This window comes from Streptomyces xinghaiensis S187, from assembly GCF_000220705.2.
GTDB lineage: Bacteria > Actinomycetota > Actinomycetes > Streptomycetales > Streptomycetaceae > Streptomyces > Streptomyces xinghaiensis.
Genome location: NZ_CP023202.1, coordinates 2,037,796 through 2,052,409, shown reverse-complemented (window position 1 = coordinate 2,052,409; position 14,614 = coordinate 2,037,796). Strand labels below are relative to the sequence as shown.

Below are 14,614 nucleotides of genomic sequence, written 5' to 3'. Positions count from 1 at the left end.
GGACGGGGGCGGGCACCGCCGGCTGTGAGAGGACGGGAATGAAACCGACCGACAGCGCTGACTCGGCGTCAGGGGGACGCCGGGCCACCGCGCCCGCGCTGCTGCCGACGGCCACGGTCGCCGTGGCCGCGTGCGCGCTGGCCGCCGGCGTCTGCCGGGTGCTGCTGGGCGGGAGGGCACTGTTCCCCACCGGCGCCGCCGGCTGGTCCCTCGCGGTCCTCACCGGCATCATCGTGGGCCATCTCGTGGCGCTCGGCCGCGACCGCTGGTGGGGCGGCACCGGTTCCGGCGCCGCCCTCACCCTCGCCGTGCTGCTGCTCTACGGCTGGGTACCGGCCGTCCTGGTGAGCCTCGCCGTGGTCGTCCTGGTCAGCGCGGCCCGGCACCAGCGCTGGAGACAGGGGCTGCTCCACGGCTCCGTCGACATCCTCGGCATCGGAGCCGCCGCCCTGGTGCTCGCCGCCTTCGGCGTCTCCCCCTCGGTGGAACGGCCCTGGGAGCCCTCCGAGTGGGGCGTCCTCGTCCTGCCCGAACTCGTGCTGGCCGCCCTGAGCTACCTCCTGGTGACCCGCGTCCTCCTCTGGTACTGCCTGGCCCCCCGCACGCACGGCCTGCCCAGCGCCGCCCGGACGGCCCTCGTCCGGCAGGCGCTCGTCGGTGTCGCCCTGCTCGGCATCGCCCCGCTGATCTGCGTGGTCGCCGTCGAGATGCCCGTCCTCCTCCCGCTCTTCTCCGTTCCGCTGATCGCCCTCGACTCCACCCTGTGGATCGCCCGCGCCCGCGCCGAGGAGCAGCTGCGCGACCCGCTCACCGGCCTGCCCAACCGTCAATGGCTGCTGGAGCGCACCTGGTCCGCGCTGGACGACGCCGAGCGCGTCGGCGCCCGCGCCGCGCTGGTCCTGATCGACCTCGACCGCTTCCGCTCCGTCAACGACACCCTCGGCCACCTCGCGGGCGACCGGCTGCTGCTGCAGATCGCCGAGCGGCTCAAGCTCGCCCTGCCGCCCGGCGCCGAGGCCGCCCGTCTGGGCGGCGACGAGTTCGCCGTCCTGCTGCCCGTCGCCGACTCCACCACCAGCGCCCAGCGCACGGCCCGCCGGCTCGTCGGCGAACTCGGCTCGCCGCTCGACCTCGACGGGCTGACCCTCGTCCTGGAGGCCAGCGCCGGCGTCGCCGTCTTCCCCGACCACGCCCTGGACGCCGAGGACCTGCTGCGCCGCGCCGACGTGGCGATGTACCAGGCCAAGCGGGACCGCAGCGGGTGCGAGGTCTACGAGGCAAAACGTGACGGCAACACCCCCGACCGGCTGGGTCTCCTCGGCGATCTGCGCCGCGCCCTGGACGCCGGCGACGTCGAACTGCACTACCAGCCGAAGGTCGGCTTCGACGGCCGGGTGCGGGGGCTGGAGGCGCTGGTGCGCTGGGTGCACCCGGAGCGCGGCCGGGTCAGCCCCGACGAGTTCATCGCCATCGCCGAGTCCTCCGGCCTGATGCCCCATCTGACCGAGTACGTCCTGGAGACCGCCCTCCGCCAGGTCGCCGCCTGGCGCGCCAAGGGCCTCATGGTGCCGGTCGCCGTGAACGTCTCGCCGCGCGACGTGCACACCCCCGGCTTCGCCGGCTCGGTCGCCGCCCGGCTCGCCCGGCACGGCGTCCCCCCGTCCGCGCTCCAGCTGGAGATCACCGAGCACGTTCTGCTGGAGGACCCGCAGCGTGCCGCGGACACCCTCGCCGGGCTCACCGGGCACGGCGTCAAGATGTCCCTCGACGACTTCGGCACCGGCTACTCCTCGCTGGTGCACCTGCGCCGGCTGCCGGTCAGCGAGCTCAAGATCGACCGCTCCTTCGTGGCCCGGCTCGCCGTCGACAACGAGGACGCCGAGATCGTCCGCTGCACCGTCGACCTCGCCCACTCCCTCGGACTGCTCGTCGTCGCCGAGGGCGTGGAGGACGACGAGACCTGGGAGCGGCTGCGGGACCTCGGCTGCGACGCCGTGCAGGGCTGGCTGGTCGCCGCCGCGATGCCACCGGACGAGACCACGGCCTGGCTGCGGCTGCGGGGCGAGAGCGGCTGGCAGCGCGGCGAGCCCACCGTCCGCCCCGAGCCGGTCCGCCCGGAGCTGCCGGTGCGGCCCGAGTCCTCGCTCCGCGCGGAGCCGCCCGCCCGCAGGGAACCGGCCCGCCCGGAGCCGCGCCACGACCCCTCCCGCCCCGAGCCGCGCCACGACCCCTCACGCCCCGAACCGGCGCGCCCCGAGCCGCACCGTACGGAACCGGCCCGCCCGGAGTCCCTCCGTCCCGAACTGGCCGCGGCCTCCGCTCCCTCGCCCACCCCGGAACGGACCGAGTGCCCCCGCCCCGCGCAGGGCCTCGGCCGCCCGGCCGGCAGGAGCGTGCCGCCGGAGGGCTCCGACCGCCCCTCGGAACAACGGGTCACCTGACGCACCGGGCCACCGGCGGCACCGGTCCCCGGCCGCCCGGCCACCCGCCCGGAGCGCCCTGCCGAACCCGGCCCGCGGGCACCGTCCGGCGGCCCGCGCCAAGGGGTTTCGCCCCGGACCCGCCGACCGCCATAGGATTGGGCGGATAACCCACACACCAAACCCTGAGGATCGCTGAATGCCTGGCATCACGCGCGAGGAGGTCGCCCACCTCGCCCGGCTGTCACGTCTTGAGCTGAAGGACGAAGAACTCGACCACTTCGCCGGACAGCTCGACGTGATCATCGGCGCGGTCGCCCGCGTTTCCGATGTTGCCGACGAGGATGTACCGCCGACCTCGCACCCCCTGCCGCTGACGAACGTCATGCGCGCCGACGAGGTCCGCCCGTCACTCACCCCCGAGCAGGCGCTTTCCGGAGCCCCCGCGCAGGAGCAGCAGCGTTTCAAGGTGCCGCAGATCCTGGGGGAGGACTGACCATGACCGACCCGACCAGGCTGACCGCGGCACAGACCGCGGCCGCCATCGCTTCCGGCACCCTCACCGCCGTCGAGGTGGCCGAGGCCCATCTGGCCCGGATCGAGGCCGTCGACGAGAAGGTGAACGCCTTCCTCCACGTCGACCGCGAGGGCGCGCTGGCCCGGGCCCGCGCCGTCGACGAGAAGCGCGAGCGCGGCGAGAAGCTCGGCCCGCTGGCCGGCGTCCCGCTGGCGCTCAAGGACATCTTCACCACCGAGGGCGTCCCCACCACCGTCGGCTCCAGGATCCTGGAGGGCTGGCTGCCGCCGTACGACGCGACGCTGGTACAGCGCCTGCGGGACGCGGACATCGTCGTCCTCGGCAAGGCCAACATGGACGAGTTCGCGATGGGCTCCTCCACCGAGAACAGCGCCTACGGCCCCACCGGCAACCCCTGGGACCTCACCCGGATCCCCGGCGGCTCCGGCGGCGGCTCCGCGGCTGCGCTCGCCGCGTACGAGGCCCCGCTGGCCATCGGCACGGACACCGGCGGCTCCATCCGCCAGCCCGCCGCCATGACCGGCACCGTCGGCGTCAAGCCGACCTACGGTGCCGTCTCCCGCTACGGCATGGTGGCCTTCTCCTCCTCCCTCGACCAGGGCGGCCCCTGCGCCCGCACGGTCCTGGACGCGGCCCTGCTGCACGAGGCGATCGCCGGGCACGACCCGCTCGACTCGACGTCCATCGACCGGCCGGTCCCGCCGGTGGTCGAGGCCGCCCGCAGCGCCGATGTGAAGGGCCTGCGGGTCGGCGTCGTCAAGGAGTTCGCCGGCGAGGGCTACCAGGCCGGCGTGATGCAGCGCTTCACGGAGTCCGTGGAGCTGCTGCGCGAGCTGGGCGCCGAGGTCACCGAGATCTCCTGCCCCTCCTTCGACAAGGCGCTCGCCGCGTACTACCTGATCGCCCCCTCGGAGTGCTCGTCGAACCTGGCCCGCTTCGATGCCATGCGCTACGGCCTGCGCGTCGGCGACGACGGCACCCGCTCCGCCGAGGAGGTCACCGCCCTCACCCGTGAGGCGGGCTTCGGCGCCGAGGTGAAGCGCCGCATCATGCTCGGCACCTACGCGCTCAGCTCCGGCTACTACGACGCGTACTACGGCTCCGCGCAGAAGGTCCGCACCCTCATCACGCGGGACTTCGAGAAGGCGTTCGAGCAGGTCGACGTGCTGGTCTCGCCGACCTCCCCGACCACCGCCTTCCCGATCGGCGAACGGGCGGACGATCCGATGGCCATGTACCTCGCCGACCTGTGCACCATCCCGACGAACCTGGCCGGCAACGCCGCCATGTCCCTGCCCTGCGGCCTGGCGCCGGAGGACGGGCTCCCGGTGGGCCTGCAGATCATCGCGCCCGCCATGGCCGACGACCGGCTCTACCGGGTCGGCGCCGCGGTCGAGGCCGCGCTCACCGCCCGCTGGGGGCACCCGCTGCTGGAGGAGGCACCCGCACTATGAGCAATCTCTCCAAGGCCAAGGGCTTCAAGAAGTCCAAGGCCGGTACCTATCTGTCCATCGGCACCACACTCTTCGGCGCCGTGAGCGTGCTGAAGCAGGTGAAGACCGCCCGGAGCGAGAAGGACACGCTGATGCTGGCCGACGCGGTGTTCTCCGCCGCCGCCATCGTCACCGGTGTGGCCGTCCTCGTCCGCGAGCTGCGCCGCCTCGGCGACGACGACGTCCTGCTGGGCTGAGAGGGAAGAGTCCGTGACCGTCACTGAACTGGTGTCGTACGAGGACGCCCTCGCGTCCTACGACCCCGTCATGGGCCTGGAGGTCCATGTCGAGCTCGGCACCGCCACCAAGATGTTCTGCGGGTGCTCCACCGCCCTGGGCGCCGAGCCCAACACGCAGACATGCCCGACCTGCCTCGGCCTGCCCGGCTCGCTGCCCGTCGTCAACGCGACCGGCGTCGAGTCGGCCATCCGGATCGGCCTCGCGCTCCACTGCGAGATCGCCCCCTGGTGCCGCTTCGCCCGGAAGAACTACTTCTATCCGGACATGCCGAAGAACTTCCAGACCTCTCAGTACGACGAGCCGATCGCCTTCAACGGCTACCTGGACGTCGAACTGGAGGACGGGGAGGTCTTCCGGGTGGAGATCGAGCGCGCCCACATGGAGGAGGACACCGGCAAGTCCCTTCACGTCGGCGGCGCGACCGGCCGCATCCACGGCGCCGTCCACTCCCTGCTCGACTACAACCGGGCCGGCATCCCGCTGATCGAGATCGTCACCAAGCCGATCGAGGGCGCCGGCGCGCGGGCCCCCGAGGTCGCCAAGGCGTACGTCGCCGAGCTGCGCGAGCTGATCCGGGCCCTCGGCGTCTCCGAGGCCCGGATGGAGATGGGCCAGATGCGCTGCGACGTCAACCTGTCGCTGCGCCCGCACGGCACCGGGACCTTCGGCACCCGCTCCGAGACGAAGAACGTCAACTCGCTGCGCAGCGTCGAGCGGGCCGCACGCTTCGAGATCCAGCGGCACGCCGCGGTGCTCTCCACCGGCGGCACGATCGTCCAGGAGACCCGCCACTTCCACGAGGACGACGGCTCCACGACCCCCGGCCGGGTCAAGGAGGAGGCGGAGGACTACCGCTACTTCCCCGAGCCCGACCTGGTGCCGATCGCCCCGGCGAAGGAGTGGATCGAGGAGCTGCGGGCCGGCCTGCCCGAGCTGCCGCGGCTGCGGCGGCAGCGGCTCAAGGCGGAGTGGGGCCTGAACGACCACGAGATGCGGTCGGTGCTCAACGCCGGCGCGATCGGGCCGATCCTCGCCACGATCGAGGCGGGCGCCCCGGCCGACCAGGCCCGCAAGTGGTGGATGGGCGAGCTGGCGCGCCGGGCCAACGAGGACGGCGTCGAGCTGACGGCGCTGCCGATCACCCCGGAGCAGGTCGCCCGGGTCTCGGCGCTCGTCGCGGAGGGCTCGCTCAACGACAAGCTGGCCCGCCAGGTCATCGAGGGCGTGCTGGCCGGTGAGGGCGACCCGGACACGGTCGTCGAGAAGCGCGGCCTGAAGGTCGTCTCGGACGAGGGCGCGCTCGGCGCGGCGGTCGACGAGGCCATCGCGGGCAACGCGGCCATCGCTGACAAGATCCGCGGCGGCAAGGTCGCGGCGGCGGGCGCGCTGGTCGGCGCGGTCATGAAGGCCACCCGGGGCCAGGCGGACGCGGCGCGGGTCCGCGAGCTGATCCTGGAGCGGCTGGCTCCGCAGGACTGACGGGACGCCCGGCCCCGGCCGGGCCCTGCCCGGCGGCGTCCGGTGAGGGGCGGTTCTCCCGAGAGGAGGGCCGCCCCTTCGTCGTGCGCCCGCTTCCGGCCGCCCCGCCGGTCGGCGTATTCCCTGGTCGGAGCCGTGTGACCCGGTTCACCGCAGCCCTGTGAGTTGCCGCACAGAGGCCCTGTTGATCTCCCTCTCCTGTGAGAGTGGAAAACGCCCATCCAGTGCTCTTTGGGGTGTTATCCGCTCCGATCGGCGCTGTCCCCGCACCCAGGGAGTTCCTCCACATGGCCGCTCTGGCCCGCTGGTGCATCCGGCGCCGTTTCGTCGTCATCCTGGTCTGGCTGCTCGCCCTCGGGGGGACGGCCCTCGCCTCCACCCTGGCCGGCTCCGCCTTCACGGACGACTACGAGATCCCCGGCACCGAATCCGGACGGGCCGCGGCCCTGATGGAGAAGAACTTCCCCGGACAGGGCGGTGACCGCGCCACCGTGGTCTGGCACACCGACCGCGGGACCGTACGGGCGGAAGCGGTCGAGGAGCGGATGACCGCGACCCTCGACGAGATCGCCGGGCTCCCCGACGTGAGCTCCGTCAGCGGCCCCTACGGCCCCGACGACACCGGCCGCATCAGCCCCGACGGCCGGACCGCCTACGCCACCGTCGCCTTCGACGCCGCCTCCGGCGAGACCGGAGCGGCACAGGCCGAGCGGCTCGTGGCCACCGCCGAGGCCGCCGAGTCGCCCCGGCCCGCCGAGGCCGCCGGATCCGGCGGAGCCTCCGAGTCCGCCGGGGCCGTGGAGGAGAGCGGACTGCGGGTCGAGACCGGCGGCTCCGCCATCGCCAAGCCCGGCGAGACCGGCGGCCACACCGCCGAGTTCGTCGGACTGGCCGTGGCCGCCGTCGTCCTCCTCCTGGCCTTCGGCTCGCTCGCCGCGATGGCCCTGCCCCTGGCGACCGCCCTGGTCAGCGTGGGCACCGGCTATCTCGGCATCGGCCTCCTCGGCCATCTGATGCCGGTCGCCGACTTCGCCCCCATGCTCGGGCTGCTCGTCGGCCTCGGCGTCGGCATCGACTACGCGCTGTTCATCGTCACCCGGCACCGCCGCGGCCTGCGCCGGGGCCTGTCCGTCACCGAAGCCGCGACCCGGGCGGTGGCCACCTCCGGGCGCGCCGTCGTCTTCGCGGGCGGCACGGTCTTCATCGCGCTGCTCGGCATGCTCGTCCTGCGGCTGGAGTTCCTCAACGGCGTCGCGGTCGCCGCCTCGCTGACCGTCCTGCTCGCCGTGGCCGCCTCCGTCACCCTGCTGCCGGCCCTGCTGAAGCTGATCGGCCACCGGGCGCTGAGCCGCCGCGAGCGCCGCCGGCTCGCCGAGCACGGCCCCGAGCCCGAGCAGGCCACCGGGTTCGCCGTCCGCTGGTCGGCCTTCGTGGAGCGGCATCCGCGGATCCTCGGCGCCGTGGCGGTCGCCGTCATGGCGGTCCTCGCGCTGCCCGCCCTCGGCCTCCATCTCGGCACCTCCGACCAGGGCAACCACCCGGCCGGCTCCACCACCCGGCAGGCGTACGACCTGCTCGCCGACGGCTTCGGCCCCGGCACCAACGGCCCGCTGACCCTGGTCTCCGAGATCGGCGGCCCCGCCGACCGGGCCGCCTTCGACAAGCTGCCCGGCGAGCTGCGGGCCACCGACGGCGTCGCCGCCGTCACCGGCGCGACCACCGACCGCGACGGCGGCACGGGCGTCATCACCGTCGTCCCCGAGACCTCCCCGCAGGACACCGCCACCTCCGAACTCGTCGAGCGGCTCCGCGGCGACGTGCTCCCCGAGGCCCAGGACGGCACCGGCCTGCGCACCCACGTCGGCGGCCCCACCGCCGGCTACGACGACTTCGCCTCCGTCATCACGGCGAAACTGCCGCTCTTCATCGGCACCGTCATCGCCTCCGGCAGCCTGCTGCTGCTCCTCGCCTTCCGCAGCGTCGGCATACCGCTGAAGGCCGCGCTGATGAACGTCATGGCCGTCACCTCGTCCCTGGGGATCGTCACCGCGGTCTTCCAGTGGGGCTGGGGGAGCGAGCTGCTGGGCCTCGGCGCCGGCGGGCCGATCGAGCCCTTCCTGCCGGTGATCATGGTGTCGGTGCTCTTCGGGCTCTCCATGGACTACCAGGTCTTCCTGGTCAGCCGGATGTACGAGGAGTGGCGCCGGACCGGGGACAACCGCCGCTCGGTCCGGGTCGGGCTCGCCGAGACCAGCCGGGTGATCAACTCCGCCGCCGTCATCATGATCGCCGTGTTCGGGGCCTTCGTCCTCACCGGCGACCGGATCATCGCGATGTTCGGCATCGGGCTCGCCGCGGCCGTCGCCCTCGACGCCTTCGTCCTGCGCACCCTGCTGGTGCCGGCGCTGATGCACCTGCTCGGTGGCGTCAACTGGTGGCTGCCGCGGTGGCTGGACCGGCTGCTGCCCCGGATCAGCATCGAGGCACCGGACGACGAGGAGCACGAGCAGGACCGGGCGCAGGAGCCGGAGTGGCCGGAAGGGCCGGAGGGCCCGGGCGGTCCGGGCGAGGACGGGCCCCGGCAGCCCGACGAGCCGCGGGGCCCCGGCACACCGGAGACCCCGCCGGTGCCGGAACCGGGCATCCCCGGCCCGCGGCACCCCGCCGACACGGCCGTTCCCGTACCGGCCGGGAGGACCTCCGTGGCAGCCCGGCCCGCCGCACCCGGCGCGACGCCCTAGCAGGATGCCCTAGGCGGAGACGGCGGCCGCATCCGCCGGGGCCGCGGGACCACGCGGCCTAAGGCCCCGGTCCCGGCGAAGATCGGGCAGCGTCCCGATGCGGGGGGACTCCCCGGAGAACGAGGGTGGAGGCACACCACCGAACCCTCGAACGGGGAGCCCCGCATGTTCGACTACGAACTCCACCGGATCCAGCAGGCGGAACTGCTCCGGGAGGCCGCCGAGCGCCGGCTCGTCCGGCAGGTCCTCAGCGCCCGCCGCTCCGCCCGCCGGGCCGCGCGCCGCTCCGGCCGTCCCGGCGGCGACCGGGACGCCCCTTCCCCGGGCGGCGGGCGTCCGGCCACCGGGCGTCCGGCCGCGTCCGGCACCCGGCGGCCGGGCGGATCCGCCCCCGCCCACCGCGCCTGACCGGCGCCCCGGCGAGAAAAGCGGTGCCCCGATGTCGGACCCCGGTGCGATGCTGTACGGCGTGGAAGTCACCGCCATCAGCCCCGTGTTCGTCGGCCGCGCCGGCGAACTGGGCACGCTCACCGGCGCGCTCTCCCGTGCCGCCGCGGGAGAACCGCAGACCCTCCTCGTCGGCGGTGAGGCCGGAGTGGGCAAGACGCGGCTGCTGGAGGAGTTCCTCACCCTCGCCCGGCGGGAGGGAGCCGTCACCGTCGTGGGGGGCTGTCTCGAACTGGGCGCGGACGGACTGCCGTTCGCGCCCTTCGCCACGGCTCTGCGCGCCCTCCACCGGCAGCTCGGCGCCGATCTCGAACGGGCCGCCGCCGGCCGGGAGCCCGACCTCGCGCGGCTCCTCCCCGACATGGCACCGCCCGAGCCCCCGCCCGCCCCCGGTGCGCACGGCGGCGGCCCCCACCCGAACGGCGCCCACGCCGCCGGGTACGGCACCGGAGCCCGGGAGAGCCACGACCAGGAGGGCCGCGCCCGGCTGTTCGAGGTCACCGCCCAGCTCCTGGAGCGGCTCGCGGCCGACCGCACCCTGGTCGTCGTCATCGAGGACCTGCACTGGGCCGACCGCTCCACCCGCGAACTGCTCGGCTATCTCTTCCGCTCCCTCCAGAGCTCCCGGCTCGTCCTGCTCGCCAGCTACCGCGCCGACGACATCCACCGCCGCCATCCGCTGCGCCCCTTCATCGCCGAACAGGACCGGCTGCGCACCGTCCGCCGCATCGAACTCCCCCGGCTCAGCCGTGAGGAGGTGCGCCGCCAGCTCACCGGCATCCGCGGCAGTGAACCGGACCGCCGCCTCGCCGACGAGATCTTCGAGCGTTCCGAGGGCAACCCGTTCTTCGTCGAGGAGCTGGCCACCAGCGACTACGCCTCCTGCGGCCTCAGCGATTCGCTGCGCGACCTGCTGCTGGTCCGGGTCGAGGCGCTGCCCGAACCCGCCCAGCGCATCGTCCGCACCGCGGCCCGCAACACCACCGTCGAGTACGCCCTGCTGGCCGCCGTGACGGGCGCGGACGACGACGAGCTGATCGAGGCCCTGCGCGTCGCCGTGGGGGCCAACGTCCTGGTCCCCACGGACGAGGGCGACGGCTACCGCTTCCGGCACGCCCTGCTGCGCGAGGCGATCCTCGACGATCTGCTGCCCGGCGAGCGCTCCCGCCTCAGCCGCCGGTACGCCGAGGCGCTGGAGGCCGATCCCTCGCTGGTGCGGGCCGAGGAGCGGGCCGCCCGGCTCGCCGGCTACTGGTACCGGGCGCACGAACCGGCCAAGGCCCTGCCCGCGGTGCTCGCCGCGGCCGGCGAGGCCCGCCGCCGGCACGCGTACGCCGAGAAGCTGAAGCTGCTGGAACGGGCCATGGAGCTGTGGGACGAGGTCCCGCCCGAGCAGCGGGAACAGCTGCCGGAGCTCGGGTACCCCGAGTCCTACCCCGCCTGCGGCTGCGAACCGGAGCGGCCCGGCTGCCACCCGCACTTCCTCGACCTGCTCGCCGAGGCCGTGGTGGCGGCCCGGTGGGACGAATCCCTGGAACGCGCCCTGACCCTCGCGAAGAAGGCGCTGAAGCTGGTCGACGAGCGGCAGGACCCGGTCCGGGCCGCCTGGTTCTGGATGCAGCGTTCCAAGCTGATGACGGGCATGGGCCGCGGGGACGGCTGGGCCGAGATCGCCCGGGCCCAGGAGCTGGTCCGCGGCCTGCCGCCGTCCGCCGTGCACGCCGACGTCCTGGCGCTCGCCGCCACCTGGCACAGCATGCACGTCTCCGGCACCGACACCCTGCCGCTGGCCGAGCGTGCCGTGGAGCTGGCCGGACTGGTGGGCGCCGAGGAGGTGCGGCTCTCCGGCCGGGTGACGCTCGCCTGGCTGCGGGCCGGCGCCGGCGAGGAGGAACGGGGCATCGCCGAGATGTACGCCGTCCGCGAGGAGGTGGACCGGCGCCCCTTCCCCCGGGTACTGGGGCGGGTGCACGGCAATCTCGTCGACCTGCTGCACAAGGCGGGTCGTTCGGCGGAGGCCGTCGAGGCGGCCCGGCAGGGTATCGCCGTACTGCACCGGCACGGCCTGCACAACGCCGCCGCTTTCACAGCGGGCAACCTCGCCGAGGCGCTGCTCGCCCTGGGCGAGTGGGACGAGGCCGCCGCCGTGCTCGACGAGTACCGCGGCCGGGTCCACAGCTCCCGCTCGCTCGCCTCGATCGCGCTGCACGATGCCGGACTCGCCCTGGACCGGGGCGCGTACGACCGGGTGCCCGGACTCATCGCCGCCTGCCGCTCCCACCTCGGCCGGAACGACATGGAGCCGCAGTACGAACTGCCGCTCGCCGAGGCCGAGATACGCCGGGCGGCGGCCGCCGGGCGGTTCGGCGAGGCCCGCGCCGCGCTCGACTGCGCGCTCGGCCTGCTGCCCCTGCTCGGCCAGGAGCCGTACGTCTGGCAGCTCCTGGTGGCCGGTGCCGCGATGGCCGCCGACAGCCGCGGGCTGCCCGGCACCGACGAGGCGGTCCACCGGGAGCTGGTCGAGCGGCTGCGGCTCTCCGCCCGGGGCGTCGCACACCGCTCACCGCTCTGGGCCGCCTGGTCCCGGAGGTTCGACGCCGAACTGGCCCGTGCCCGGGGGCGGCACGCCCCCGTCCTGTGGGAGGAGGCGGTACGGGCCTTCGAGCCATATGGCTATCCGTATGTGTCCGCCTGTCTGGGGTTCCGCTGGGCCGAGGCGCTCCTGGGCTCCACCGGTCCCCACGAGGGCGCCGGCGGGAAGGGGCAGCGGGAGGACGGCCCCGGCCGGCAGGTGCGCGAGGAGCGCCGCGAGGAGGCCCGGAGGACGGCCGCCGGTCTGCTGGCGCGGGCGCACGCCACCGCGCTGCGGCTCGGCGCCCGCCCGCTCCGCGAGGACGTCGCCGTGCTCGCCCGCCGGGCCCGGCTCACGCTGCCCGGCGCCGGACCGGAGGCCCCGGCGGAAACCGCCGTCCCCGCCCCCCGGGAAGCGTGCGACCCGGCCGGCGAGCTGGGGCTGACCCCACGGGAGCGGGACGTCCTGCGGCTGGTGACGGCGGGACACAGCAACCGCGCGATAGCCGGCGAGCTGTTCATCTCCCCGAAGACCGTCAGCGTCCACGTCTCGAACATCCTGGCCAAACTCGGGGTGTCCGGGCGCGGGGAGGCGGCGGCCTTCGCCCACCGGACGCGGATGTTCGCCGAGCCCGATCCGGAACACGCGCGCTGAGGGCCGGAGCACGTGAACCGCAGGCCCCAGCTCGCAGGCCCCAGCCCGCGGCCCGGCGGACGCGGCGGGGCCCGGCGGACGGGCGGAAGCGGCGGGGACGAGCCAGGGCCGGCCGGGCCTGCCGGACCGGCCGGGGCTCAGGCCGTACCGCTCCGGGGCGGCCGGATCAGTACGCGGCCGGAGGCCAGGTCCACCGGCCCCCGGCCCGGATCGGAGTCCCCGGCGTCCTGGACGACCAGTTCGAGGCGGTTGCGCTCCTCCTCGGTGTGCGCCCGGCCGGGCGTGAACAGCTCTTCGAGGGCGTTGAACATCAGCGCCTCCCCATCGTCGGTCCCGCTCGGAGTCTCCCGCCCGGGAGTCCGCCCCGCGGTGACCGACCCAGCCCCGCCGCGCACCACCCGCGATCTACCGCCCGTACGGCCCTCGCCCGCGCGTCCGGGCGGGCGCCCGGGGACGCGCCGGGAGTCCCGGTGAACGCTAAGCATCCAAGGAGCCCGGGAGCGGCGGGGAGGCCCCCGGCGGTACGCGGCCCGGTGGCCACGGGAGCCCGGGGTACTGCCGGGGACCGGGACCGTCAGGAGACCTCGAGCCGGAGGATCCGGTCGTCGTTCTCCCCGGGGGAGCCCCGGCCGTCGGTCTCGCTGGTCACCAGCCACAGATCACCGTCGTCCGTGGCGACGACCGTCCGCAGCCGGCCGTACTCACCGGCCAGGAAGTCCTGCGGCTCGGCCACCGGGCGGGTTCCGTTCAGCGGAATCCGCCAGAGCCGCTCGCCCCGGAGGCCCGCCATCCAGACGGAGCCCTTGGCCACGGCGATACCGCTCGGCGAGGCCTCCTCGGGCCTCCACTGCTCGACGGGCTGCGTGAAGCGCTCCCCGCCCCCCTTGCCCTCCACCTCGGGCCAGCCGTAGTTGTTTCCCGCCTCGATCAGATTGAGCTCGTCCCAGGTGTTCTGGCCGAACTCGGAGGCCCAGAGCCGCTTCTCCGCGTCCCACGCCAGCCCCTGCACATTGCGGTGGCCCCAGGAGTAGACGGCCGAGCCGGACTCCGGATTGCCGCGCGCCGGCTCCCCGTCCGGGGTCATCCGCAGGATCTTGCCGCCGGGTGAGTCCTTGTCCTGCGAGAGACCCTCCTCGCCGCTCTCCCCGGTGCCCGCCCAGAGCATCCCGTCCGGGCCGAAGGCGATCCGGCCGCCGTTGTGGACCACCCCCTTGGGGATGCCCTTGAAGACCGTGTCCGGAGCGCCGAGTTGGCGGCCCTCGGGCTTGTCCGGGGAGTAGAGCATCCGCACGATCCGGTTGTCCGAGGCGGTGGTGAAGTACGCGTACACCATCTCCTCGTCCTTCGGCACGGCGATACCGAGCAGCCCGCCCTCGCCCGCCGCGGCCACCCCCGGAACCGTGCCGATCTCGGTCTTCTCCCCGCTGTCCGCGGCGATCCGGAAGATCTTGCCGGTGTCGCGGGAGGACACCAGCAGGTCGCCGCCGGGCAGCGGGGCCAGCCCCCACGGAGTGTCCAGGTCCTCCGCCACGGTCTCCACCACCTTCACGGACCCCTCCGCCGGAGGCGGGGAGGCGGACGCGGAGGGATCGGCGGACCCGTCACCCGAAGAGGCGGGGGGCGGGCCCGTACGGTCGCCGGAGCCGCCGTCCTCGGAGGAGCAGCCAGCGGTGAACACCAGCGCGGCCGCGGCCAGCGCGGCGGATACGGTCACAGCGGGACGTCGGCGCACAGCTTGCGGTCCTCTCCGTTCGGGTCCGGTACGGCGGGGCGGGTCCACCGCACACCTGCTCAACCGCCCCGCGCCCCCTCAGGTTCCCCGCCGGAGCGGACCGTAACGCGGGCCGCCGGACCGTCCGTCACCAACGGCCCCGCGGGCCACGACGAAAGGGGCCCCGCTTCCGCGACCGCCGTCGGACCGAAACCGCCGCCGTCACCGCCACCACCCCACCGCCACCGCTCGCGCCCCCGGGCCCGCGCCGTGGCGCGGAGCCCGGCGCGGCGGAGGGCCGCCGCCCGTACCGGAACCG

10 protein-coding genes are annotated in these 14,614 nt (G+C 74.6%); 8 read left to right on the top strand and 2 right to left on the bottom strand.

What is annotated here, in order from left to right; translation table 11 throughout:
* Positions 1–38 precede the first annotated feature (38 nt).
* The 8 genes from SXIN_RS08620 to SXIN_RS32730 all read left to right on the top strand — a co-directional run bounded on the left by SXIN_RS08620 (position 39) and on the right by SXIN_RS32730 (position 12,584).
* Positions 39–2,441 carry a putative bifunctional diguanylate cyclase/phosphodiesterase gene (locus tag SXIN_RS08620; protein ID WP_420341043.1) on the top strand — a complete coding sequence of 801 codons (2,403 nt, stop codon included), beginning with the start codon at positions 39–41 and terminating at the stop codon, positions 2,439–2,441.
* Positions 2,442–2,619: 178 nt separating this feature from the next.
* Positions 2,620–2,916 (top strand): Asp-tRNA(Asn)/Glu-tRNA(Gln) amidotransferase subunit GatC, encoded by a 297-nt coding sequence (gene gatC / locus SXIN_RS08615; RefSeq protein WP_019709903.1) that lies wholly within the window; start codon positions 2,620–2,622, stop codon positions 2,914–2,916.
* A 2-nt stretch (positions 2,917–2,918) separates the two neighbouring features.
* Positions 2,919–4,412 (top strand): Asp-tRNA(Asn)/Glu-tRNA(Gln) amidotransferase subunit GatA, encoded by a 1,494-nt coding sequence (gene gatA / locus SXIN_RS08610; protein WP_019709902.1) that lies wholly within the window; start codon positions 2,919–2,921, stop codon positions 4,410–4,412.
* Entirely contained in the window at positions 4,409–4,648 is a 240-nt protein-coding gene (locus SXIN_RS08605; protein ID WP_019709901.1) for a hypothetical protein, read from the top strand. Before gatA ends, SXIN_RS08605 begins: the two co-directional genes overlap by 4 nt.
* Before the next feature lie 13 nt (positions 4,649–4,661).
* Positions 4,662–6,170 carry an Asp-tRNA(Asn)/Glu-tRNA(Gln) amidotransferase subunit GatB gene (gene gatB, locus SXIN_RS08600; RefSeq protein ID WP_019709900.1) on the top strand — a complete coding sequence of 503 codons (1,509 nt, stop codon included), beginning with the start codon at positions 4,662–4,664 and terminating at the stop codon, positions 6,168–6,170.
* A 287-nt stretch (positions 6,171–6,457) separates the two neighbouring features.
* Entirely contained in the window at positions 6,458–8,911 is a 2,454-nt protein-coding gene (locus tag SXIN_RS08595) for an MMPL family transporter (RefSeq protein WP_019709899.1), read from the top strand.
* A gap of 165 nt (positions 8,912–9,076) precedes the next feature.
* Positions 9,077–9,319: a hypothetical protein gene (locus SXIN_RS08590; protein WP_095756814.1), complete on the top strand. Its 243-nt coding sequence runs from the start codon at positions 9,077–9,079 to the stop codon at positions 9,317–9,319.
* A gap of 31 nt (positions 9,320–9,350) precedes the next feature.
* The gene (locus SXIN_RS32730; protein ID WP_272951801.1) at positions 9,351–12,584 is read left to right on the top strand and encodes a helix-turn-helix transcriptional regulator; all 3,234 of its coding nucleotides are present in this window, start codon (positions 9,351–9,353) and stop codon (positions 12,582–12,584) included.
* Between the two features lie 137 nt (positions 12,585–12,721).
* Here SXIN_RS32730 and SXIN_RS31495 read toward each other — a convergent pair whose 3' ends face one another.
* Positions 12,722–12,895: a DUF6191 domain-containing protein gene (locus SXIN_RS31495; RefSeq protein ID WP_019706272.1), complete on the bottom strand. Its 174-nt coding sequence runs from the start codon at positions 12,893–12,895 to the stop codon at positions 12,722–12,724.
* Between the two features lie 263 nt (positions 12,896–13,158).
* A complete protein-coding gene (locus SXIN_RS08580) occupies positions 13,159–14,298 on the bottom strand; it encodes a PQQ-dependent sugar dehydrogenase (RefSeq protein ID WP_019706271.1) in 1,140 nt (379 codons plus the stop codon).
* Positions 14,299–14,614: the final 316 nt, after the last annotated feature.